At 61.7% G+C, this 22,039-nt stretch carries 20 protein-coding genes and 1 pseudogene; 4 read left to right on the forward strand and 17 right to left on the reverse strand.

The features are described from left to right. Nucleotides 1–59 precede the first annotated feature (59 nt). Complete coding sequence (gene ycaC / locus OC610_RS04300) at nucleotides 60–689, forward strand: isochorismate family cysteine hydrolase YcaC (RefSeq protein ID WP_030141308.1); 630 nt, start codon at nucleotides 60–62, stop codon at nucleotides 687–689. A 240-nt stretch (nucleotides 690–929) separates the two neighbouring features. After that, complete coding sequence (locus OC610_RS04305) at nucleotides 930–1,808, forward strand: LysR family transcriptional regulator (protein WP_264426677.1); 879 nt, start codon at nucleotides 930–932, stop codon at nucleotides 1,806–1,808. 52 nt (nucleotides 1,809–1,860) lie between these two features. Here OC610_RS04305 and OC610_RS04310 read toward each other — a convergent pair whose 3' ends face one another. From OC610_RS04310 to OC610_RS04390, 17 genes are all read right to left on the reverse strand, one after another. Further along, nucleotides 1,861–2,337 (reverse strand): hemerythrin domain-containing protein, encoded by a 477-nt coding sequence (locus OC610_RS04310; RefSeq protein ID WP_030141310.1) that lies wholly within the window; start codon nucleotides 2,335–2,337, stop codon nucleotides 1,861–1,863. Nucleotides 2,338–2,539: 202 nt separating this feature from the next. Next, nucleotides 2,540–3,649 carry an NAD(P)/FAD-dependent oxidoreductase gene (locus tag OC610_RS04315; RefSeq protein WP_264426678.1) on the reverse strand — a complete coding sequence of 370 codons (1,110 nt, stop codon included), beginning with the start codon at nucleotides 3,647–3,649 and terminating at the stop codon, nucleotides 2,540–2,542. Nucleotides 3,650–3,712: 63 nt separating this feature from the next. Beyond that, entirely contained in the window at nucleotides 3,713–3,988 is a 276-nt protein-coding gene (locus tag OC610_RS04320) for a type II toxin-antitoxin system RelE/ParE family toxin (protein WP_198796045.1), read from the reverse strand. Further along, a complete protein-coding gene (locus OC610_RS04325; protein ID WP_030141313.1) occupies nucleotides 3,988–4,260 on the reverse strand; it encodes a CopG family ribbon-helix-helix protein in 273 nt (90 codons plus the stop codon). The genes OC610_RS04320 and OC610_RS04325 overlap by 1 nt, the downstream gene beginning before the upstream one ends. Before the next feature lie 237 nt (nucleotides 4,261–4,497). Next, complete coding sequence (gene nuoN / locus OC610_RS04330; protein ID WP_264426679.1) at nucleotides 4,498–5,961, reverse strand: NADH-quinone oxidoreductase subunit NuoN; 1,464 nt, start codon at nucleotides 5,959–5,961, stop codon at nucleotides 4,498–4,500. 7 nt (nucleotides 5,962–5,968) lie between these two features. Beyond that, entirely contained in the window at nucleotides 5,969–7,501 is a 1,533-nt protein-coding gene (gene nuoM, locus OC610_RS04335; protein WP_264426680.1) for an NADH-quinone oxidoreductase subunit M, read from the reverse strand. A gap of 39 nt (nucleotides 7,502–7,540) precedes the next feature. Then, nucleotides 7,541–9,394 (reverse strand): NADH-quinone oxidoreductase subunit L, encoded by a 1,854-nt coding sequence (gene nuoL / locus OC610_RS04340; RefSeq protein WP_264426681.1) that lies wholly within the window; start codon nucleotides 9,392–9,394, stop codon nucleotides 7,541–7,543. Further along, on the reverse strand, nucleotides 9,391–9,699 hold the full coding sequence (nuoK, locus tag OC610_RS04345) for an NADH-quinone oxidoreductase subunit NuoK (protein ID WP_003180046.1): 309 nt from the start codon (nucleotides 9,697–9,699) through the stop codon (nucleotides 9,391–9,393). Before nuoK ends, nuoL begins: the two co-directional genes overlap by 4 nt. Nucleotides 9,700–9,703: 4 nt before the next feature. Then, on the reverse strand, nucleotides 9,704–10,204 hold the full coding sequence (gene nuoJ / locus OC610_RS04350) for an NADH-quinone oxidoreductase subunit J (RefSeq protein ID WP_030141317.1): 501 nt from the start codon (nucleotides 10,202–10,204) through the stop codon (nucleotides 9,704–9,706). A 9-nt stretch (nucleotides 10,205–10,213) separates the two neighbouring features. Next, nucleotides 10,214–10,762 (reverse strand): NADH-quinone oxidoreductase subunit NuoI, encoded by a 549-nt coding sequence (nuoI, locus tag OC610_RS04355; protein WP_003180051.1) that lies wholly within the window; start codon nucleotides 10,760–10,762, stop codon nucleotides 10,214–10,216. Between the two features lie 11 nt (nucleotides 10,763–10,773). Further along, nucleotides 10,774–11,781: an NADH-quinone oxidoreductase subunit NuoH gene (gene nuoH, locus OC610_RS04360; RefSeq protein WP_264426682.1), complete on the reverse strand. Its 1,008-nt coding sequence runs from the start codon at nucleotides 11,779–11,781 to the stop codon at nucleotides 10,774–10,776. Further along, nucleotides 11,778–14,492 (reverse strand): NADH-quinone oxidoreductase subunit NuoG, encoded by a 2,715-nt coding sequence (gene nuoG / locus OC610_RS04365; protein WP_264426683.1) that lies wholly within the window; start codon nucleotides 14,490–14,492, stop codon nucleotides 11,778–11,780. Before nuoG ends, nuoH begins: the two co-directional genes overlap by 4 nt. A 143-nt stretch (nucleotides 14,493–14,635) precedes the next feature. Further along, the gene (nuoF, locus tag OC610_RS04370) at nucleotides 14,636–15,994 is read right to left on the reverse strand and encodes an NADH-quinone oxidoreductase subunit NuoF (protein ID WP_181287771.1); all 1,359 of its coding nucleotides are present in this window, start codon (nucleotides 15,992–15,994) and stop codon (nucleotides 14,636–14,638) included. Next, entirely contained in the window at nucleotides 15,991–16,488 is a 498-nt protein-coding gene (nuoE, locus tag OC610_RS04375; RefSeq protein ID WP_003180060.1) for an NADH-quinone oxidoreductase subunit NuoE, read from the reverse strand. Before nuoE ends, nuoF begins: the two co-directional genes overlap by 4 nt. A 2-nt stretch (nucleotides 16,489–16,490) precedes the next feature. Further along, entirely contained in the window at nucleotides 16,491–18,275 is a 1,785-nt protein-coding gene (gene nuoC, locus OC610_RS04380; protein ID WP_264426685.1) for an NADH-quinone oxidoreductase subunit C/D, read from the reverse strand. A gap of 73 nt (nucleotides 18,276–18,348) precedes the next feature. Then, a complete protein-coding gene (locus OC610_RS04385) occupies nucleotides 18,349–19,023 on the reverse strand; it encodes a NuoB/complex I 20 kDa subunit family protein (protein WP_030141322.1) in 675 nt (224 codons plus the stop codon). A gap of 10 nt (nucleotides 19,024–19,033) precedes the next feature. Further along, entirely contained in the window at nucleotides 19,034–19,447 is a 414-nt protein-coding gene (locus OC610_RS04390) for an NADH-quinone oxidoreductase subunit A (RefSeq protein ID WP_003203367.1), read from the reverse strand. 767 nt (nucleotides 19,448–20,214) lie between these two features. Between OC610_RS04390 and OC610_RS29670 the strand changes: the two are divergent. Next, nucleotides 20,215–21,099 (forward strand): annotated as a pseudogene (locus OC610_RS29670) (methyl-accepting chemotaxis protein); the annotation flags it as partial. Nucleotides 21,100–21,297: 198 nt separating this feature from the next. Next, nucleotides 21,298–22,002 (forward strand): methyl-accepting chemotaxis protein, encoded by a 705-nt coding sequence (locus tag OC610_RS29675; RefSeq protein ID WP_408636536.1) that lies wholly within the window; start codon nucleotides 21,298–21,300, stop codon nucleotides 22,000–22,002. The last annotated feature ends 37 nt before the right edge of the window (nucleotides 22,003–22,039 follow it).

A 22,039-nucleotide genomic window follows, 5' to 3' on the forward strand; every position in this document is an offset into this window, starting at 1 on the left:
ATCGCGAGCAAGCTCGCTCCCACAAGGTTTCGTAACATCCATCCCAAAGGAGTCATCCCATGAGCAACGTTCCCGCCTACAACCGCCTGAACAAAGACGACGCGGTGGTCCTGCTGGTCGATCACCAGACTGGCCTGATCTCCCTGGTCCAGGATTTCTCGCCCAACGAGTTCAAGAACAACGTATTGGCGTTGGCTGACCTGGCTAAATTCTTCGGCCTGCCAACCATCCTGACCACCAGCTTCGAACAAGGCCCCAACGGCCCGATCGTGCCGGAGCTCAAGGAAATGTTCCCGGACGCTCCATACATCCCACGTCCAGGCCAGATCAACGCCTGGGACAACGAAGACTTCGTCAAGGCGATCAAGGCCACTGGCCGCAAGCAGTTGATCATCGCCGGCGTGGTGACCGATGTCTGCGTGGCATTCCCGACCCTGTCCGCCCTGGCCGAAGGTTTCGACGTGTTCGTCGTGACCGACGCCTCGGGTACCTTCAACGAAACCGTGCAGCAAGCCGCTTGGGTGCGCATGACCGCTGCCGGTGCGCAAATGATGAACTGGTTCTCGGTGGCCTGTGAGCTGCACCGCGACTGGCGCAACGACATCGAAGGCCTGGGCAACCTGCTGTCCCAGCGCATTCCGAACTACCGCAACCTGATGAACAGCTACTCGGCGCTGACGGCCAAGTAAGCGGTTCATGCTCGACGACGCCCGCTTTTTGCGGGCGTTTTTGCGCCCGGCATCAGAGCCTTGTAGCTGATCCACCGCTATCGCGAGCAAGCTCGCTCCCACAATGTTCGAGTCGTTCACAAAACCTGTGGGAGCGAGCCTGCTCGCGAAAGCGTCAGCCCATCCAACCGCTATGCAACCTGGCTCACCCAGATCACAATGCCTACCTGAACCGGCAGACTGTCCACCCACGGAATGACAATGAACCCCTTCGAAGAAATGCGCATCTTTGCCCAGGTCATGGAGTCGGGCAGTTTCACGGCGGCGGCGGACAAGCTCGGGCTGTCCAAGCAATTCGTCAGCCGCAAGCTCATGGAACTGGAGCAACGCCTGGGCGTGCGCCTGCTCAACCGCTCGACGCGCCGGCTGGACGTCACGCCGCTCGGCCAGCGCTACTACGAGGCGGCGTTGCGCCTGCTCAGTGAAGTCGAGCAAGTGGAGCAGGGCATCAGCGGTCAGACCAGCGAGCCGCGCGGGACCATTCGGCTCAGCGCGCCGTTATCGTTCGCCGTGGCGCACCTGGGCTGCCTGCTGCCGCTGTTCCTGCAGCGCTACCGGGACGTCAGCGTCGAGGTGGACCTGAGCGATCGCTCGGTGGACCTGCTGGGCGAAGGCTACGATCTGGCCCTGAGGATCGGCGTGCTGGAGGATTCAACCCTGATCGCCCGGCGCATCGCGAGCATCGAACGGGTGTACTGCGCCAGCCCGACGTATCTCGCGGAGAAAGGCATACCCGCACGACCGGAAGAACTGCGCAATCACGACTGCCTGCCCTATGGCCACAGCCGTCAAGTGCAGTGGCGTTTCGAGGGAAACGGCAAGCCGTTGGTCCTGGAAGTGGCGGGGCGGATGCGGGCCAATAACGGCGATCTGCTCAGGGATGCGGCAATCGCCGGGATGGGGATCACCTACCTGCCGACCTTCATCGTCGGCGATGCGTTGAAGGACGGTCGGCTGGTCAAGCTGCTGGAGGGCTTTGAAACCGAGCCGTTGGCGTTGTCGGCGGTCTACCCGCAACATCGCCAGAGCTCGCGCCCGGTGCAGGCGCTGGTCGAGTTCCTGCGCGAGCAGATGCAATAAAGACCGGAACGCTTCACCCTGATAATGGCCGAAGCGTTCGCGGTCTTTTAAATCAAGCGGCGAGGTTGGCGCTGCTCAGTTCTTTCTTGTACTGCGCCTTCATGGTTTCCATCTGTTCGCCCAAGGCGTCCAGCTTGGCCTTGCCCAGCACCTTCTTGGCTTTCGGGAACATTTCCTTTTCTTCTTCCTCGATGTGATGCTCGAGCAGTTCCTTGACCACTTTCACCCGGCCTGCAAATTCCGGCTGGGAAGGATCGGTGGTTTTCAGGTCGGGCAGCACCAGCGAATCGACGGTGCGGTGCTCTTCCTTGGCTTCGTAATACATCTCGGCTTCTTCCTTGCCGCCTTCCTGCTTGAAGGCCGGGTACAGGATTTCTTCTTCGAGGCGGGTGTGGATGGTTACTTCCATTTCCAGCTTCGCCAGCAGCTCGGTGCGTTTCTTGACGGCGCGGTCAGTGGATTCACTCAGCTGAGTGAGAATGGCTTTGACGCGTTCATGGTCGGCTTTCAACAGGTCGATGGCGTTCATATGCTGCTCCTCGGTCATTCACGGATGCGGGCCGGCTTCGAGCGCCGACGCCACGTGACAGGACAGTTGCATCCGTCGTGCCAGCCGAGTCGCTTTTAAATTTCCTTCAAAAACAGATGGTTAGATATTGTTCGGGTTTTGTCATCGTGCAGGCTGCATGAGCCGCGGCTAAAACGCCTTGCACTTTGCGCTACCGAGGGCGTCAGGCATTGTCGATCAGTTGCCTGACCCGTCCCGCCAGGGCGAGGCAGGACGTCAGCCCAGGGGATTCGATGCCGAACAGGTTGATCAGCCCCGCGACCTGATGCTCGGCTTCACTGCTGATGAGAAAGTCCCGGGCGGGTTCGCCCGGTGCCGAGATTTTCGGGCGGATCCCGCTGTAGGCCGGTTGCAGGCTCTGATCCGGCAGGCCTGGCCAGTAATTTCGAATGGCCTGGTAAAACGCCTCGGCCCGAGCCGGATCCACTCGGTAATCTTCCACATCGACCCATTCGGTGTCGGGACCGAAACGCGCCTGGCCCGCCAGATCGAGGGTCATGTGAATGCCCAGGCCGGCGGCTTCCGGGGCGGGATAGACCAGATGGCGGAACGGCGCCCGCCCGGCCAGTTGGAAGTAATGGCCCTTGCACAGGTAATCATCAGGCACCCATTGCCGCTCGAGGCCTTCGATCCGGTGGGCGAGGGCAGGGGCCTGGAGACCCGCGGCGTTGATCAGCCGTCGGCAGGACAATGTCATCTGCGCCGTGCCGCCCAGCGCCAGGCTGAAGCCTTTGTCGATAACCCGAGCCTCCAGCAAGGGCGTGCGAAATACCACATTGGCGCCGGCCGCCTCGGCATCGCCCTGCAGCGCCAGCATCAAGGCATGGGCGTCAACGATACCGGTGGAGGGCGAGTACAACGCGCCGACACAGGACAGCTCCGGTTCCAGCGCCTGTGCCTGCTTTCGATCGAGCAGACGCAGATCGTCGACGCCGTTGAGCAGACCGCGGGCCAGCAGCATTTCAAGCCCCGCCAACTGTTCCTGGTCCTTGGCCACGATCAACTTGCCGAGCCGGCGAGTCTCGACGCCGTGGCTGTCGCAATACTCATACAGCCGTCGCCGCCCCTCGACGCACAACTGCGCCTTGAGGCTGCCGGGCGGGTAATAGAGGCCGGCATGGATCACTTCCGAATTGCGCGAGCTGATGCCCGTGCCGATGGCATCGCCTGCTTCGATCACCAGGACTTCATGCCCGGCCTGTGCCATCTCCCGCGCCACCGCCAGGCCGACGACGCCTGCGCCGACCACTACGCACTCGATATCGACGCTCAACGCAGCGGGTTCCAAAATGAAAACAGCTTCTGCGCGACGGTGGTCTGGTTGGTCAAGCCCAAGTCATCGATCCTCACGGGTGTGCCAAAGGCGTAGCAGGTAAAGGGTAGAACCGACTATTTCATAGCGCATTTCGTAATGGCCGACCTGAATTCTGCGTACGTCTCGAGGTTCGAACTCTTCCAGGCGTTCACCAATTCGCGGGTTAACCAGCAGAGAGCTGGGCGCTGCCGTGAGTTGTTGCACGGTCCGCGCGGCGGCGGGTTGATTTACCGAAGCCAGAAACTCATAAAGTCGAGCAATGTCGGAAAGCGCCTTGCTGGTCCACTTCAACTCCATCAGCGCGGTACCGGTAACGGGGCGTCGGTGCTGAGACTGTCGGCCCAAGCCTGGACAGCCTGATGGTCAATTACTCGGCCAGCGTCCACGTCCGCCAGTGCCTCATGTGTCAGTCGGCTTCGCTCCTCTTCTTGGTCGATCCAGGCAGATAGCGCCTGTTTGACGATCCAGTTTCTGGAACGCTCAAGTCTCTCAGCCATCAGGTCGACTTTCTCGGCCAGGTGTACCGGGACATGTGCCGTGACTGATCGGGTCTTCGCAGTGGTAGTCATAGTAGATTTCTCCTTGGCAATTGACAGTAGGAGCCAGTCTCCTGAAGCAGTCATTTCTCGAAGGTTGAGTATAGATGATTGGTTTTGAAGCTTTGGGCAGCAAAATAAATCATATTGAATAAGGTGTCAGTATCATTTGCCTGAGTCGGGCCGAGCCATGGCCGGAGTTGGAGCAGCCAAAAAAAATGCCCGCATCTCACGATACGGGCATTTTTATTACCGATGACGCTCCAGCTATCAGCCCATCAACCCAGCCTGCTGAACCAAAGTCAGCAACGGCTGCGGATACACGCCGAGGAAGAACGCCAGGATGGCGATAGCCAGCAGCATCACGCCGCCTGCCTTTTGTTCCCAGTGCAACTCGGCATCGTGGCGACGCAGGTTCGGTTCCATCAGGTACAGGGTGACCATGACGCGCAGGTAGTAGAACACGCCGATGGCACTGCCCAGCACCAGGGAGCCGACCAGCCACCATTGGTGGGCCTCGACGCCGGTGGCGATGATGTAGAACTTGCCGATGAAGCCGGCGGTCAGCGGGATGCCGGCCAGGGAGAGCATCATCACGGTCAGCACGGCGGTCAGGTACGGACGGCGCCAGAACAGGCCGCGGTATTCGTACAGGGCGTCGGCGTCGCGGCCGTTGTACGGCGAGGACATCAGGGTGATCACGCCGAACGCGCCGAGGCTGGTGATCACGTAGGTGACCAGGTACACGCCGATGGCTTCCACGGCCAGGCCTTTGCTGGCGATCAGGGCGATCAGCAGGTAGCCGAAGTGGGCGATGGACGAGTAACCCAGCAGACGCTTGAGGTTGCTCTGGGTCAGTGCCAGCAGGTTACCGAACAGGATCGACGCGATGGCGATGACGGTCAGTACGTTGCTCAGCACGCCGCTGCTGGCCACTGGCGAGATCTGGAACAGCCGCACCATGACCGCGAACACCGCCACTTTCGACGCGGTGGCGAGGAACGCCGCCACGGGCGCCGGGGCGCCTTCGTAGACGTCCGGGGTCCAGAGGTGGAACGGAACCAGCGACAGCTTGAACGCCAGGCCGATCAGCATCATGCCCAGGCCCAATTGTGCGATCGGGCTAGGCAGGCCGGTGGCCGCCAGGGCCTGGCCGATGCCGACGAAGCTCAGGGTGCCGGCTTCGGCGTAGAGCAGGGCCATGCCGAACAACAGGAACGCGGAACCGGCCGCCGACAGCACCATGTACTTGATGCCGGCTTCCAGGGAGCGCTTGTTGAAAAAGGCGTAGGCCACCAGGCCGTAGACCGGCACCGACAGCAGTTCCAGGCCGATGAACAGGCTGGCCAGGTGCTGCGCGCTGACCAGGACCAGGCCACCGGCGGCGGCCATCAGGATCAGCAGGTACAGTTCTTCGCGGTTGCCCGGGTAACCCGAACCGCCATCACCCAGGTAGGCGTGGGCGAGGGTGACGCAAGCGAGGGTGGCGACCAGGATCAGCGCCATGTACAGGCACGCGAAGCTGTCGATCTGGATCAGCGGCGTGACCGCCAATGGCGCGACTTTCAGGGCCGGCAAGATCGACAGCAAGGCCAGGTTCAGCCCCGCCACCGACAGCAGGAAGGTTTGTGCGTGATTGCGGCGCCAGGCGATCGCCAGCATCACCACGATGATCGTGGCGCTGGTGATCAACAGCGGCGCAAGCGCGATAAAGTGTTGAATCGTGAATTCCATAGCGCTCTTACCGGGCCGAAGCGAGTTGAGAGAAGGCGGTGCCGAGCCACTGCTGTACGCCATGCATCGTGGCAGCAGAAGTGTCGAGGAACGGCTGCGGGGAAACGCCGAGGTAAACCAGCAGCACCGCAAGGCCAAGCACCATGATCAGTTCGCGACCGTCCATGCCACGCAATACTTCATCGGACTTGGACGGACCGAAGTAGGCGCGGTGGATCATGATCAGCGAGTAGACCGAGCCGAACACCAGGCCGGACGTGGCAATCGCGGTGATCCATGGCGCACTGACGAACGAGCCGATCAGGATCAGGAACTCGCCGACGAAGTTGCCGGTACCCGGCAGGCCCAGGGAGGCGGCCGCGAAGAACAGGCTGATGGCCGGCAGGTAGGCGATGCGCGACCACAGGCCACCCATCTCACGCATGTCCCGGGTGTGCAGGCGCTCGTACAACTGACCGCTGAGGATAAACAGCGCCGCCGCCGACAGGCCGTGGGCCAGCATCTGGATCACCGCGCCTTGCAGGGCCAACTGGCTGCCGGAGTAGATCCCGATCAGAACGAAGCCCATGTGCGAAACGCTGGAGAATGCGATCAGGCGCTTGATGTCGGTCTGGGCGAAGGCCAGGAACGCACCGTAGAAAATCCCGATCAGGCCCAGGGTCATCGCAATCGGCGCGAACTCGGCCGAAGCGTTGGGGAACAGCGGCAGGGCAAAGCGCAGCAGGCCGTAGGCCGCGGTCTTCAGCAGGATACCCGCCAGGTCCACGGAACCGGCGGTCGGTGCCTGGGCATGGGCATCCGGCAGCCAGGAGTGGAACGGCACCACCGGCAGCTTCACCGCGAAGGCGATGAAGAAGCCCAGCATCAGCACGTACTCGGTGGTCTTGGACATCTGCACTTTCAACAGGTCGGCGTAGTTGAAGGTAATCACGCCAGTGTTGTTGAAGTTCACCAGGACCAGGCCAAGGATCGCCACCAACATGATCAGGCCGGAAGCCTGGGTGAAGATGAAGAACTTGGTCGCCGCGTAGATCCGGGTTTTCTTGCCGTCCGAAGAACTGTGACCCCAGAGCGCGATGAGGAAGTACATCGGCACCAGCATCATTTCCCAGAAGAAGAAGAACATGAACAGGTCCAGCGCCAGGAACACGCCGACGACACCGCCCAGGATCCACATCAGGTTGAGGTGGAAGAAACCGACGTGACGCTGGATCTCTTTCCAGGAGCAGAGCACCGAGAGGATACCCAGCAGGCCGGTCAGCAGGATCATCAACAGCGACAGGCCGTCGAGGGCCAGGTGCACGCTGATACCGAAGCGCGCGATCCAGGTGTGCTTGAACTCAAGCGCCCAGGTCGGATCGGCGCCAGGGGCCGGTGCAAATGAATAGTCGCCGGTCGCCCACAGCCAGAGGCCGAGCGCGAGTTCCAGGGACATGGTCAGCAGCGCAATCCAGCGCGGGAGGGTAGAGCTGGAACGCTCCGCCATCCAGCACAGCAGGCCGCCGATGAAGGGGATCAGGATTAGCCAGGGCAGAATCATGACGGGCTCGTTTCCTTTCGCAAGTTCGCAAGGTTCATATCAGACCGCTACCAGCACGATGGCGCCGATAACCAGCACGGCGCCAGCCGCCATGGAAGCCGCATACCAACGCAGTTGACCGGTCTCGGTACGGCTCAGGGCAGTGTGGCCGCCCTTGGCCATGCGCGGGATCAGGCCAATGGTCTGGTCGAGCGGGTCTTTGCGCAGAATGTGGCTGATCGCAAGGTATGGCTTGACGAACAGTTTGTCGTAGATCCAATCGAAGCCCCAGGCAGCGAACCACCAGGCCGAGAGGAAACGCCCGATGCCGCTGTTGGCGATGGCCGTGACGAAGCGACGCTTGCCGAGGAACAGCAGGGCAGCCAGCAGGATACCCGCCAGGGCGATGGCGCCCGAGGCGATTTCCAGGCTGTGCTTGGCTTCGCCGCCGGCATGGCCGACGCTTTGCGGCAGTACATCGGCCAGCGGCGGGGTGATCATGGCGCCGACGAAGGTCGACAGCACGATCAGCACCGACAGCGGCAGCCAGTGGGCAATGCCGTGGCCAGCGTGGGCTTCGGTCTTGGCCTCACCGTGGAACGCGATGAAGATCAGGCGGAAGGTGTACAGCGAGGTCATGAACGCACCCACCAAGCCTGCGTAAAGCAGACCCTGGTTACCGCTGGCGAACGCTTCCCAGAGGATCTCGTCCTTGGAGTAGAAGCCGGCGGTGACCAGTGGCAGGGCCGCCAGGGCCGCGCCGCCAACGATGAAGCTGGCGTAGGCCAACGGCAGTTTCTTCCACAGGCCACCCATTTTGAAGATGTTCTGCTCGTGGTGGCAGGCAACGATCACCGCACCGGAGGCAAGGAACAGCAGGGCCTTGAAGAAGGCGTGGGTCATCAGGTGGAAGATCGCGCCTTCCCAGGCGCCGACGCCCAGGGCCAGGAACATGTAGCCGATCTGGCTCATGGTCGAGTAGGCGAGGATGCGCTTGATGTCGGTCTGGACCAGTGCGGCAAAACCGGCCAGCACCAGGGTTACGCCACCGACGATGCCGACCAGGTGCAGGATGTCCGGCGCCAGGGCGAACAGGCCGTGGGTACGGGCGATCAGGTAGACACCTGCAGTCACCATGGTCGCGGCGTGGATCAGTGCCGAGACCGGGGTAGGGCCGGCCATCGCGTCCGCCAGCCAGGTTTGCAGCGGCAGTTGCGCGGATTTACCAACGGCACCGCCCAGCAACATCAGGGTCGCCAGGACGATCCAGAAGTCACCGGCCTTGAAGTGCTCGGGCGCCTTGACCAGCAGGTCCTGGATGTTCAGCGTGCCCAGTTGCTGGAACAGGATGAACAGGCCGATGGCCATGAACACGTCGCCGATGCGGGTGACGATGAAGGCCTTGAGTGCGGCGTTACCGTTGTTGCGGTTGCTGTAGTAGAAACCGATCAACAGGTACGAGCACAGGCCCACGCCTTCCCAGCCGAAGTACAGGAACAACAGGTTATCGCCGAGCACCAGGAACAGCATGCTGGCGATGAACAGGTTGGTGTAGGCGAAGAAGCGCGAGTAACCGGCTTCACCGCGCATGTACCAGGAGGCGAACAGGTGGATCAGGAAACCCACGCCGACCACCACGCCGAGCATGGTCACCGACAGGCCGTCCAGGTAGAGGGCGAAGTTCGGCGTAAAGCCTTCTACCGCCATCCAGCGCCACAGCACCTGCACGTACGCGCCACCTTCCGGCGGGGCGACGTTGAACTGCCAGATCACGTAGGCCGTGACGATGGCGGACAGGCCGATGGAACCCACGCCAACCAGCGCTGAAAGGTTTTCCGACCAGCGTCCACGGGAGAACGACAACAGCAGGAAACCGATGAGGGGGAATATGAAAGTCAGGAAAAGAAGGTTCATCCGCGCATCTCGCTGGCAGCGTCAATATCGAGAGTGTGGAAGCGGCGATACAGCTGCAACAGGATCGCCAGGCCAATACTGGCCTCGGCGGCTGCCAGGCTGATCACCAGGATGAACATGATCTGTCCATCCGGTTGCGCCCAGCGAGCGCCCGCGACGATGAAGGCCAGGGCGGAGGCATTCATCATGACCTCCAGGCTCATCAGCACGAACAGAATGTTGCGGCGGACCATCAGGCCGACCAGACCGAGACAGAACAGGATGCCGGCAACCGCCAGGCCATGTTCGAGAGGGATAGCAGGCATGTGATTACTCCTTCGCCTCGTTACGGCCCAAATGGAACGCCGTGACGACTGCGGCAAGCAGCAGCATCGAGGCGAGTTCGACCACCAGCAGGTACGGGCCGAACAGGCTGATGCCCACGGCTTTCGCGCCCACGGTGGTGTGGCCGATGGCCTGGCCGCTCTGGTGGGCGAACAGCACATACAGCAGTTCACCCAGCAGCAGCGCGGACAGGATCACCGGTCCCGCCCAGATGCCGGGCTTGAGCCAGGAGCGTTCCTGCTGGACCGCCGCCGGGCCGAGGTTGAGCATCATCACCACGAACACGAACAGCACCATGATGGCGCCGGCGTAGGCGATCACTTCCAGGGCACCGGCGAACGGCGCGCCGAGGGCAAAGAAGGTCATGGCCACGGCGATCAGCGAAATGATCAGGTAGAGCAGGGCGTGCACGGGGTTGGTGTTGGTGACCACACGAAGCGTGGACACCACCGCGATACCCGATGCGAAATAGAAAGCGAATTCCATCTTTCTTCCTTAAGGCAGCAAGCTCTTCACGTTGATCGGTTCGGCTTCGTTCTGCGCGGCGCCTTTCGGCTTACCGGCAATGGCCATACCTGCAACACGATAGAAGTTGTAATCAGGGTTTTTACCGGGACCGGAAATCAGCAGGTCTTCTTTCTCGTACACCAGGTCCTGACGCTTGAACTCGGCCATTTCGAAATCCGGCGTGAGCTGGATCGCGGTGGTCGGGCACGCTTCCTCGCAGAGGCCGCAGAAAATGCAGCGAGAGAAGTTGATGCGGAAGAAGTCCGGGTACCAGCGACCGTCTTCGGTCTCGGCTTTCTGCAGCGAGATGCAACCCACCGGGCACGCCACGGCGCACAGGTTGCAGGCCACGCAGCGCTCTTCGCCGTCGGGGTCGCGGGTCAGGACGATACGACCGCGATAACGCGGTGCCAGGTAGACCGGTTCTTCCGGGTATTGCAGGGTGTCGCGCTTGCGAAAGCCATGGCCGAAGATCATGACCAGGCTTCGCAGTTGGGTACCGGTACCCTTAACGATGTCGCCAATATATTTGAACATGGGTCAAATCCTCACTGAACCGCGGCCGCAGGCGCGTTCATCAAAACGATCGCAGCGGTCACCAGCATGTTGATCAGGGTCAGCGGCAGGCAGAATTTCCAGCTGAAATCCATCACCTGGTCGTAGCGTGGGCGCGGGATCGAGGCGCGCAGCAGGACGAACAGCATGATGAAGAACGCGGTCTTCAGGGCGAACCAGACGAAGGACAGCTGCGGCAGGATGCCGAACGGACCGTGCCAGCCACCGAAGAACAGCGTCACCAGCAGCGCCGAGATCAGGATGATGCCGATGTATTCGCCAACGAAGAACATGCCCCATTTCATGCCGGCATATTCAATGTGGTAACCGTCGGCCAGTTCCTGTTCCGCTTCCGGCTGGTCGAAGGGGTGACGGTGCGTCACGGCCACGCCAGCGATGAAGAAGGTACAGAAGCCGAAGAACTGCGGAATGATGAACCACAGGTTCTGGGCCTGGTACTCGACGATGTCGCGCATGTTGAACGAGCCGGCCTGGATCACGATGCCCATCAGCGACAGGCCCATGAACACTTCGTAGGACACGGTCTGGGCCGAGGCCCGCAGGCTGCCGAGGAGGGCGAACTTGTTGTTGCTCGACCAACCGGCGAACAACACCGCGTACACCGACAGGCCAGCCATCGCGAAGAAGAACAGCAGGCCGATGTTCAGGTCCGCCACGCCCCAGGTCGGGGTGATCGGAATGATCGCGAAGGCGATCAGCAAGGCGCTCATGGCCACGACCGGTGCCAGGGTGAAGATCACCTTGTCGGCAAACGGTGGCGTCCAGTCTTCCTTGAAGAACATCTTGATCATGTCGGCGGCGATCTGGAACATGCCGAACGGACCAACGCGGTTCGGACCGTAGCGGTCCTGCCACCAGCCCAGCAGGCGACGTTCGACGAAGCTCAGCAACGCGCCGCAGACCACCACGGCCAGCAAGACCACGATGGCCTTGAGGACCGTCAGGATCACGGCGATCACTTCAGGGGTGAACCAGCTCATTGCGCTGCCTCCTGCAGACCGTCGACGGTTTTGCCGAAAATCGCCGGTGGAATACCCGCCAGGCCAGCCGGCAGGGCCACCAGGCCGGCGCCCAGTTCTTCATTGATGCGCAGCGGCAGACGCAAGGTCTGGCCTGCCACGTTCAGGCTCAGCAGGGCACCGTCGTTGACGCCCAGGCGATCGGCTTCGGACTTGGCCAGCGCCACGTAGGCGGCCGGGATGCGTTCCTGCACCGGCTCGGCCTTGGAAGAGTTCTCTTCGCTGCCGAACAGGTGATGGAACGGCACGACCTGCCAGGTGCCCGGTGCCGGGTTGAAGGCGCGAGGGACGCTGGCGAACCAGCCCAGGCCATCGCCCTGGCTTTCGATCAGGCGAGTGCCCGGATCACCGGCACGCAGGTGACCGCCGACTTCGTCCTGGAACTTGTTCCAGGCTTGCGGCGAGTTCCAGCCCGGCGACCAGGCGAACGGCACTTGGGAGCGCGGTTCGGCGGAGCCCGAGTAACCTTCCATGGAGAACGAGAACGCCGTGTCGTTGTCCTGGGAGGTACGTGGTTCGTGGACGCTGATGTTGGCGCGCATTGCGGTGCGACCGGAGTAGCGCAGCGGTTCGCGAGCAAGCTTCAGGCCCTTGATGCGGAACGCGGCCGATGGCGCGGCATCGACCACACCGGCCAGTTGCGGGTTGCTCGAGGCCACGGCGGCGGTGACGTGGTCCAGTTGCGTCCAGTCGATCGGCTGGTTCAGCAGGGTGGCGCGCAGGGCGTGCAGCCAGCGCCAGCCTTCGTGGACCAGGATGCTGGCGTCCAGGTATTGCGGGTCGAAAACCTGGAAGAAGCGCTGGGCGCGGCCTTCCTGGCTGACCAGCGTACCGTCGCCTTCGGCGAAGCTTGCTGCCGGCAGCACCAGGTGGGCGCGGTCGGTGGTGGCGGTCTTCTGGTGGTCGGCGACGATCACGACCTTGGCGGCGTTCAGCGCGGCATCGACCTTGGCCTTGTCAGTGCGGGTGAACAGGTCGTTCTCCAGCACCACGATGGCGTCGGCGCTGCCGTCGATCACGGCTTGCAGGGCTGCATCGACCGATTCGCCACCGAGCATGGCCAGGCCAAGGCTGTTGGCTTCCGGCACGACCAGGCTGATGGAGCCGTTCTTCTCGCGCAGCTTCAGGGCCTTGGCGATGTTGGCGGCGGCTTCGATCAGCGCCTTGGAGCCCAGGGAGGTGCCGGCAATGATCAAAGGACGCTTGGCGGCCAGCAGGGCGTCGGCGATGCGTTGGGCGAGGGCGGCGGCTTCGCTGTCCAGGCCGTCAACGGCCGGGGCACTGGCGTCCAGGGCGTGGGCCACGGCAAAACCGATGCGCGCCAGGTCGTCCGGGGCGGCGTGGACGCATTCTTCGGCCACGTCGTCGAGCTTGGTTTCAGCAAGGCTGGCGATGAACAGCGGGTTCAGCGCGTGCTGGCCGATGTTCTTCACGGCGGCGTCGAGCCACGGCTGGACGCGCATGGCGTCGGCCATGTCCTCGGCCTTGCCCTTGACCGACTGGCGCAGGGCCAGGGCCATGCGGGCGGCGGTCTGGGTCAGGTCTTCGCCAAGGACGAACACCGCGTCGTGGTCTTCGATGTCGCGCATCGTTGGCACCGGCAGCGGGCTGTCCTTGAGTACCTGCAGCACCAGGCGGATGCGTTCCAGCTCGCCGGCCTCGATGCCACTGTAGAAGTGCTCGGCGCCGACCAGTTCACGCAGGGCATAGTTGCTTTCCAGGCTGGCGCGAGGCGAGCCGATGCCGACGATGTTGCGACCGCGCAGCAGTTCGGCGGCCTTGTCCAGGGCTTCGTCCAGGCTCAGCTTGGCGCCGTCTGCCAGCAGCGGCTGGCGCGGGCGATCCTTGCGGTTGACGTAGCCATAGCCGAAACGGCCACGGTCGCACAGGAAGTACTGGTTCACCGAACCGTTGTAGCGGTTTTCGATACGGCGCAGTTCGCCGTAGCGCTCGCCCGGGCTGATGTTGCAACCGCTGGAGCAGCCATGACAGATGCTCGGTGCGAACTGCATGTCCCACTTGCGGTTGTAGCGCTCGGAGTGGGTCTTGTCGGTGAACACACCGGTCGGGCAGACCTCGGTGAGGTTGCCGGAGAACTCGCTTTCCAGGGTGCCGTCTTCAACGCGACCGAAGTACACGTTGTCGTGCGCGCCGAATACGCCCAGGTCGGTGCCGCCGGCGTAGTCCTTGTAGAAGCGCACGCAGCGGTAGCAGGCGATGCAGCGGTTCATCTCGTGGGAAATGAACGGGCCGAGGTCCTGGTTCTGGTGGGTACGCTTGGTGAAGCGATAACGGCGCTCGTTGTGGCCGGTCATCACGGTCATGTCTTGCAGGTGGCAATGGCCGCCTTCCTCACAGACCGGGCAGTCGTGAGGGTGGTTGGTCATCAGCCATTCGACGACGCTGGCGCGAAACACTTTCGCTTCTTCGTCGTCGATGGAGATCCAGCTGCCGTCGGTGGCGGGGGTCATGCAGGACATGACGATCCGACCACGCTTGTCGTTCTCGTCGGTGTATTGCTTGACCGCGCACTGGCGACAAGCGCCAACGCTGCCAAGGGCGGGGTGCCAGCAGAAATAAGGAATGTCGAGGCCCAGCGACAGACATGCCTGTAACAGGTTGTCTGCGCCATCGACTTCGAGCTCTTTGCCGTCTACGTGGATAGTGGCCATGGTTCAAAGTTCTTCGTTGGCCCGGTGTCAGCGGGCGTGGCTAATGGAATCTTGTCATTCGTCCGAATCCAAACAGCCTCGGTGAAAAGGCGTCATCGAACGAAAGGCGAAGGGCACGGACCCTTCGCCTTTTTTAAGCGTCGTTACGCGCCGACCATGGTCGGCGTGACCACCTGATTGAGATCGCCCGCGCGGGTTGGCGCGATGCCGGCCTCGAATTCAGGGCGGAAGTATTTGATGGCGCTGCCCAACGGCTCCACGGCACCCGGTGCGTGAGCACAGAAGGTCTTGCCTGGGCCGAGGAAACCCACCAGGCCCAACAGGGTCTCGATGTCGCCGGGTTGGCCTTGGCCTTTCTCGATGGCCATCAGGAGCTTGACGCTCCAGGGCAGGCCATCGCGGCAAGGGGTGCAGAACCCACAGGATTCGCGCGAGAAAAACTGCTCCATGTTGCGCAGCAGCGAGACCATGTTGACGCTGTCGTCCACCGCCATTGCCAGGCCGGTACCCATCCGGGTGCCCACCTTGGCGATGCCGCCGGCGTACATTTGTGCGTCCAGGTGTTCCGGCAGCAGGAAACCGGTACCTGCGCCGCCGGGCTGCCAGCATTTGAGCTTGTAGCCGTCGCGCATGCCGCCGGCGTAGTCCTCGAACAGCTCGCGTGCGGTGACGCCGAACGGCAGTTCCCACAGGCCAGGGTTCTTGACCTTGCCGGAGAAGCCCATGAGCTTGGTGCCCATGTCTTCGCTGCCGTCGCGGGCCAGGGATTTGTACCAGTCCACGCCGTCGGCGATGATCGCCGGTACGTTGCACAGGGTCTCGACGTTGTTCACGCAGGTCGGCTTGCCCCACACGCCAACGGCGGCGGGGAAGGGCGGCTTGGAGCGCGGGTTGGCGCGGCGGCCTTCCAGGGAGTTGATCAGCGCGGTTTCTTCACCGCAGATGTAGCGCCCGGCGCCGGTGTGGACGAACAGCTCGAAATCGAAGCCGCTGCCCAGGATGTTCTTGCCCAACAGGCCTGCGGCCTTGGCTTCTTCCACGGCACGGTTCAGGTGCTTGGCGGCGGTGGTGTACTCGCCGCGCAGGAAGATGTAGCCACGGTAGGTCTTCAGCGCACGGGCGCTGATCAGCATGCCTTCGATCAGCAGATGGGGCAGTTGCTCCATCAGCATGCGGTCCTTCCAGGTGTTGGGTTCCATCTCGTCCGCGTTGCACAGCAGGTAGCGGATATCGATGGACTCGTCCTTGGGCATCAGGCCCCACTTCACGCCGGTGGGGAAGCCCGCACCGCCACGGCCCTTGAGGCCGGCGTCTTTCACGGTCTGGACAATGTCGTCGGCGGCCATGTCGGCGAACGCCTTGCGCGCGGCGGCATAGCCGTTCTTCGCCTGGTATTCGTCCAGCCACACGGCCTCGCCGTCGTCACGCAGGCGCCAGGTGAGGGGATGGGTTTCGGCCGAACGCTGGATGCGGTTGGCGGGCCCGAAGGAAGTCAGGGTCATACGTAGCCCTCCAGCAGTTTGGCGACGCCATCCGGCTTGACGTCACCAAAGGTGTCGTCGTCGATCATCAGCGCCGGTGCCTTGTCGCAGTTGCCCAGGCAGCACACCGGCAGCAGCGTGAAGCGGCCGTCGGCGGTGGTCTGGCCCAGGCCGATGCCCAGCTTGCCTTGGATCTCGCTGACCACCGATTCGTGGCCGCCGATGTAGCAGACCATGCTGTCGCAGACGCGGATGATGTGGCGACCGACTGGCTGGCGGAAAATCTGGCTGTAGAACGTGGCGACGCCTTCGACGTCGCTGGCCGGGATGCCGAGGATCTCGCCGATGGCGTAGAGCGCGCCGTCAGGCACCCAGCCACGTTCCTTCTGGACGATCTTCAGGGCTTCGATCGACGCCGCGCGCGGGTCTTCGTAGTGATGCAGCTCGTGCTCGATGGCCGAGCGCTCGGTTTCGCTCAGGGCGAAACGGTCTGTCTGGATAAGCGTGCTGTTCATGCTTAGCGGTCCACGTCGGCCATAACGAAATCGATACTACCCAGGTACGCGATCAAGTCCGCGACCATGCTGCCTTTGATCACCGAAGGGATCTGCTGCAGGTGCGGGTAGCTTGGGGTGCGAATCCGGGTGCGGTAGCTCATGGTGCCGCCATCGCTCGTCAGGTAATAACTGTTGATGCCCTTGGTCGCTTCGATCATCTGGAAGGATTCGTTGGCCGGCATGACCGGGCCCCACGAAACTTGCAGGAAGTGCGTGATCAGGGTCTCGATGTGTTGCAGCGTGCGCTCTTTCGGTGGCGGCGTGGTCAGCGGGTGATCCGCCTTGTACGGGCCTTCCGGCATGTTGCGCATGCATTGCTCGATGATCTTGACGCTCTGGCGCATCTCCTCGACGCGAACCATGCAGCGGTCATAGGCGTCGCCGTTGGCGGCCAGCGGGACTTCGAACTCGAAGTTTTCGTAGCCGGAGTACGGGCGCGCCTTGCGCAGGTCGAAATCGCAACCGGTGGAACGCAGGCCGGCACCGGTGACGCCCCATTCCAGGGCTTCCTTGGTGTTGTAGGCAGCGACGCCGATGGTACGCCCCTTGAGGATGCTGTTCTGCAGGGCGGCCTTGGTGTACTCGTCCAGGCGCTTGGGCATCCACTCGACGAAATCCTTGACCAGCTTTTCCCAGCCGCGCGGCAAGTCGTGGGCCACACCGCCGATGCGGTACCAGGCCGGGTGCAGGCGGAAACCGGTGATGGCTTCGATCACGGTGTAGGCTTTCTGGCGGTCGGTGAAGGTGAAGAACACCGGCGTCATCGCGCCCACGTCCTGGATATAGGTCCCCAGGAACAGCAGGTGGCTGGTGATGCGGAAGAACTCGGCCATCATGATGCGGATGACATCGACCCGGTCCGGCACCTTGATCCCGGCGAGTTTCTCGACCGAAAGCACGTACGGCAGGTTGTTCATCACGCCGCCGAGGTAGTCGATGCGGTCGGTGTACGGAATGTAGCTGTGCCAGGACTGGCGCTCGGCCATTTTCTCGGCACCACGGTGGTGGTAGCCGATGTCCGGGACGCAGTCGACGATCTCTTCGCCGTCCAGCTGCAGGATGATGCGGAACGCGCCGTGGGCCGAAGGGTGGTTCGGACCGAGGTTGAGGAACATGTAGTCCTCGTTGGCGCCCGAACGCTTCATGCCCCAGTCTTCCGGCTTGAAGCGCGCGGCTTCTTCCTCGAGCTGTTGCTTGGCCAGGGACAGGCTGAACGGGTCGAACTCGGTGGCACGGGCCGGGAAGTCCTTGCGCAGCGGGTGACCTTCCCAGGTCGGCGGCATCATGATGCGCGACAGGTGCGGGTGGCCGGGGAAGTCGATCCCGTACATGTCCCAGACTTCACGCTCGTACCAGTTGGCGTTCGGCCAGATGCCGGTCACGGTCGGCACACTGAGGTCGCCCTCGGACAAGGCGACCTTGATCATCACGTCACTATTACGTTCGATCGACATCAGGTGGTAGAACACGGTGAAGTCGACGCCGTCGGGCAGCCCTTGACGCTTGGTGCGCAGGCGCTCGTCCACGCCGTGCAGGTCATAGAGCATGACGTACGGCTTGGGCAGGTTGCGCAGGAAAGTCAGGACTTCGACGAGTTTGGCGCGGGCAACCCAAAGCACCGGCATGCCGGTGCGGGTCGGCTGGGCGGTGAATGCCTCGGGGCCAAAACGGTTGTTCAGTTCGACGACCACATCCTGGTCGTCTGCCTTGTAAGGCGGGATGTACAGAGCACTGCCTGTAGTCATGGTTATTTATCGCTTTCGGTCAACGTAAAGAATGAAGCCAGGTTCTCGTTTCTTGTTCAGAACAGAGCTTGGATCAGACTTCGTCGGGGCTGCGCAGGTTGGTGACTGCGATACGCTGTTCGCGGCGCTGTTCCTTTTGCGACGGCATCTCGGCGCGATAGACGCCTTGATCACCAACGACCCAGGACAGAGGGCGACGCTCCTGGCCAATCGATTCCTGCAGCAGCATCAAGCCTTGCAGGAATGCTTCGGGGCGAGGAGGGCAGCCGGGCACGTAGACATCCACGGGCAGGAACTTGTCCACCCCTTGAACAACGGAATAGATGTCGTACATGCCACCGGAGTTGGCGCACGAACCCATGGAGATAACCCACTTGGGTTCGAGCATCTGCTCGTAGAGGCGCTGGATGATCGGCGCCATCTTGATGAAGCAGGTACCGGCGATAACCATGAAATCCGCCTGGCGCGGCGATGCCCGGATAACCTCCGCGCCAAAGCGGGCGATGTCGTGGGGCGCCGTGAAGGCGGTGGTCATTTCCACGTAGCAGCACGAAAGGCCAAAGTTGTACGGCCACAGGGAGTTCTTGCGACCCCAGTTGACCGTGCTGTTCAGCACGTCTTCGAGCTTGCCCATGAAGATATTTTTGTGAACTTGATCTTCTAACGGATCGGCGACGGTTTCCCGCTTGCCGATCGGATACTGCTCGTTAGGAGCATCGGGGTCGATCCGGGTGAGATTGTATTGCATTGCCAAAGCCTCATTGTTTCAGCTTCGCTTGCCGCTTGCGCCGAGCTTCCGGAGCCCAATCAAGAGCCCCCACCCGGTAAAGGTAGACAAGACCTGCCAACAGAATTGCTATGAAAACGAGAGCTTCGACAAATCCGGTCCAGCCGCTTTCGCGGACGGACACAGACCAGGCAAAGAGAAAGAGGGCTTCGATATCGAAGATCACGAAGAGCATCGCGACCAGATAGAATTTGGCTGAGAGCCGCAAGCGGGCGCCACCGGTAGGCAGCATGCCGGACTCGAACGGTTCATTTTTGCTGCGGCCCCAGGCTTTTGACCCAAGCAGGCTCGACACGCCGAGCATGAAAGCGCACAGGCCAACAACGCCCAGAAGGAAAATGGCAAAGCCCCAGTTGTGGGCCATGAGTCCTGTCGCTTCGGACATGCTGGAAATCCTTAACAGAGAGCAGAGGTCTCTGAGCTTGAATGAAATAACGCAGTGACGATATGTCGCAGCAATCAATCGCGGTGATTTTATGGCTAAACACCGGGCAAGTAAAATTCCTGTAGCGAAATTATTTATTGGAATAAGGACATAGCGTGCCTCCATGGCCTCGCAGCCCAGGCCGGGTGGGCATTGGGCGCCTGTTCATCAATAATATTTCGTGCGGAATGTAACAATGATAATGCCTTCCAAATGATAATTGTTATTATCTGCAGCGACCGTTTTACCGGTGCACTTAGTGAGATGCATGAAAGCCTTTCTTACAGCCCACTACTGCAATTGTCAGCGCCGGACGTTTTACTCCTTTTCAGACACCCCGATACTGCGTTCGATCAATTTTCCTTCGATCGACACGCTTCAGTGCCTCAGGTCCGATCTCCTGTCGATTTCTGACGGCCAGCCCTCCGTCAATACAGACATCGTCAACTTGTCTTGAAGGTTTGATATCAAATGGCTATCTTTGTGGCTCATTCATCTAATCATCTATATCAATGCGTGATTAGGCTAACGCCCGCTTCCTGGATAGCCGTGCCGGTCTTCCTTGTTCGCGGCTGAGTACCGTAAGGAATGCCATGAACTCTTGGATCGCGAATATGAGCGTTATGCTCAAGCTGGCTTTGGGCTTTGCCGTTGTGCTGCTTCTGACCGCCATTCTCGCCGCGACCGGCTGGTTCAGCCTGGGGAAAATGATCGAGCGTACCGATCGTATGACCAGCATCACCGAGCTCGGCAACCGCCTTGATCACCTGCGCCGGGCTCGCTTGCAATACCAGTTGGAGAGGGGCGATGAGCAAAAGGGTGCATTGATCCAGGCCTCGCTGGAGCAGTTTGTCGCCAAGCAGAAAAGCCTCGCAAGCGAGCTGAAAAAACCGGAAAACCTGAAGAAGCTTGCGCTGATCGAACAAGCCAGCACGCAGTATCAAGTGGCGCTAAATACGATGCGCGAGGCTTATCGCAATGACGCAGCCATGCGCAAGGAGATGGGCGTCAATGCGGTCAAGGGCGCCGCGCTGATTGCCAAGGTCATCGAAGATGTCGAGGCAATGCCTGCCTCGGATGAGCGCCGTTTCGAGCTGTACAGGATCATCCTCAAGGCAAAAGAGGACGTGGCGCTCGTGCGTTATGAAGTGCGTGGCTATACCGGCAACCCCAACAGCGCCACCGAACAGGCCGCCAACCGCCAGCTCGACAATACGCTCAAGGGTATCGAAACCCTCAACAGCGCATTCGGCCCGACCTACGCCGACACCTTCAAGCAACTGGAAACCGCGTTGGTTGCGTACCGCCGTTCGGTGCAGGACTTCACGGCCAGCACCCAGGCCATTGGCAAGGCCGTGCAGGACACGGTCGATCTGGGTGAAACCATCACCCGCCTGTGTGACGAGATGTATGCCAGCCAACTCGTCTCCCGGGACGAAGACAGCGCCCAGGCGCGGGTCCTGCAGTTGAGCTGTGCTGCCTTGGCGATGGTGTTGGGGATTCTTGCCGCCCTGGTCATCACCCGACAGATCACCCAGCCATTGCGCGACACCTTGGCCGTGGTCGATCGCATTGCCGCAGGTGACCTCACGCAACACAGGGTCGTGACCCGTCATGATGAGCTGGGTATGTTGCAGCAGGGTATCCAGCGCATGGGCGCCACCTTGCGCGACCTGATCGCTGGCATTCGTGACGGAGTTACCCAAATCGCCAGTGCCGCCGAAGAGCTGTCGGCTGTCACCGAGCAGACCAGCGCCGGGGTCAACAGCCAGAAAACCGAGACCGATCAGGTGGCGACCGCCATGCACGAAATGTCGGTCACTGTGCATGAGGTCGCGCGCAATGCCGAACAAGCTCGCGCAGCCGCATCAGAGGCCGATGCGCAAGCCCGTATTGGCGACCAGGTGGTCGCGCAAGCCATCGTTCAGATTGAGCGCCTGGCCAGCGAGGTCGGTCGCTCGGTCGAAGCCATGAGCGAGCTGGAACAGGAAAGCGGGCGCATCGGCACGATCATGGACGTGATCAGGGCGGTGGCTGAACAGACCAACTTGCTGGCCCTTAACGCCGCCATCGAGGCCGCTCGCGCGGGTGACGCCGGGCGCGGTTTTGCCGTGGTTGCCGACGAAGTGCGTGGGCTGGCCCAGCGTACCCAGCATTCCACCGAAGAGATTGAAAGCCTGGTGGCGGGCTTGCAGAACGGCACGCGCCAGGTATCGAGCATGATGCGAAACAGCCGCGAGCTGACCGACAGCAGCGTGGAGCTGGCGGGCAAGGTTGGCGCATCCCTGGGCAACATCACCCAGGCGGTGTCGGGCATCCAGGCCATGAACCAACAGATTGCCGCCGCGGCAGTGCAGCAAAGCTCGGTGGCTGAGGAAATCAGCCGGAGTATCCTGAGCGTGCGCGATGTATCCGAGCAGACCGCCTCGGCCAGCGAAGAAACCGCAGCCTCCAGCGTCGAGCTGGCGCGCCTGGGCAACCAGTTGCAGCAGTTGGTCGGTCATTTCAAGGTGTGAAAAACGAACCGGGGAAACCGGCAAAAAAAAGCCCCGA

This window comes from Pseudomonas agronomica (assembly GCF_025917275.1).
Taxonomy (GTDB): Bacteria; Pseudomonadota; Gammaproteobacteria; order Pseudomonadales; family Pseudomonadaceae; genus Aquipseudomonas; species Aquipseudomonas agronomica.

Excerpts from the sequence above, each read along its gene's own strand:
- ycaC (WP_030141308.1), top strand. The coding sequence starts at position 60 with ATGAGCAACGTTCCCGCCTACAACCGCCTGAACAAAGACGACGCGGTG.
- OC610_RS04305 (WP_264426677.1), top strand. The coding sequence starts at position 930 with ATGAACCCCTTCGAAGAAATGCGCATCTTTGCCCAGGTCATGGAGTCG.
- OC610_RS04310 (WP_030141310.1), bottom strand. The coding sequence starts at position 2,337 with ATGAACGCCATCGACCTGTTGAAAGCCGACCATGAACGCGTCAAAGCC.
- OC610_RS04320 (WP_198796045.1), bottom strand. The coding sequence starts at position 3,988 with ATGGAGTTGAAGTGGACCAGCAAGGCGCTTTCCGACATTGCTCGACTT.
- OC610_RS04325 (WP_030141313.1), bottom strand. The coding sequence starts at position 4,260 with ATGACTACCACTGCGAAGACCCGATCAGTCACGGCACATGTCCCGGTA.
- nuoN (WP_264426679.1), bottom strand. The coding sequence starts at position 5,961 with ATGGAATTCACGATTCAACACTTTATCGCGCTTGCGCCGCTGTTGATC.
- nuoM (WP_264426680.1), bottom strand. The coding sequence starts at position 7,501 with ATGATTCTGCCCTGGCTAATCCTGATCCCCTTCATCGGCGGCCTGCTG.
- nuoL (WP_264426681.1), bottom strand. The coding sequence starts at position 9,394 with ATGAACCTTCTTTTCCTGACTTTCATATTCCCCCTCATCGGTTTCCTG.
- nuoK (WP_003180046.1), bottom strand. The coding sequence starts at position 9,699 with ATGCCTGCTATCCCTCTCGAACATGGCCTGGCGGTTGCCGGCATCCTG.
- nuoJ (WP_030141317.1), bottom strand. The coding sequence starts at position 10,204 with ATGGAATTCGCTTTCTATTTCGCATCGGGTATCGCGGTGGTGTCCACG.
- nuoI (WP_003180051.1), bottom strand. The coding sequence starts at position 10,762 with ATGTTCAAATATATTGGCGACATCGTTAAGGGTACCGGTACCCAACTG.
- nuoH (WP_264426682.1), bottom strand. The coding sequence starts at position 11,781 with ATGAGCTGGTTCACCCCTGAAGTGATCGCCGTGATCCTGACGGTCCTC.
- nuoG (WP_264426683.1), bottom strand. The coding sequence starts at position 14,492 with ATGGCCACTATCCACGTAGACGGCAAAGAGCTCGAAGTCGATGGCGCA.
- nuoF (WP_181287771.1), bottom strand. The coding sequence starts at position 15,994 with ATGACCCTGACTTCCTTCGGGCCCGCCAACCGCATCCAGCGTTCGGCC.
- nuoE (WP_003180060.1), bottom strand. The coding sequence starts at position 16,488 with ATGAACAGCACGCTTATCCAGACAGACCGTTTCGCCCTGAGCGAAACC.
- nuoC (WP_264426685.1), bottom strand. The coding sequence starts at position 18,275 with ATGACTACAGGCAGTGCTCTGTACATCCCGCCTTACAAGGCAGACGAC.
- OC610_RS04385 (WP_030141322.1), bottom strand. The coding sequence starts at position 19,023 with ATGCAATACAATCTCACCCGGATCGACCCCGATGCTCCTAACGAGCAG.
- OC610_RS04390 (WP_003203367.1), bottom strand. The coding sequence starts at position 19,447 with ATGTCCGAAGCGACAGGACTCATGGCCCACAACTGGGGCTTTGCCATT.
- OC610_RS29675 (WP_408636536.1), top strand. The coding sequence starts at position 21,298 with ATGTCGGTCACTGTGCATGAGGTCGCGCGCAATGCCGAACAAGCTCGC.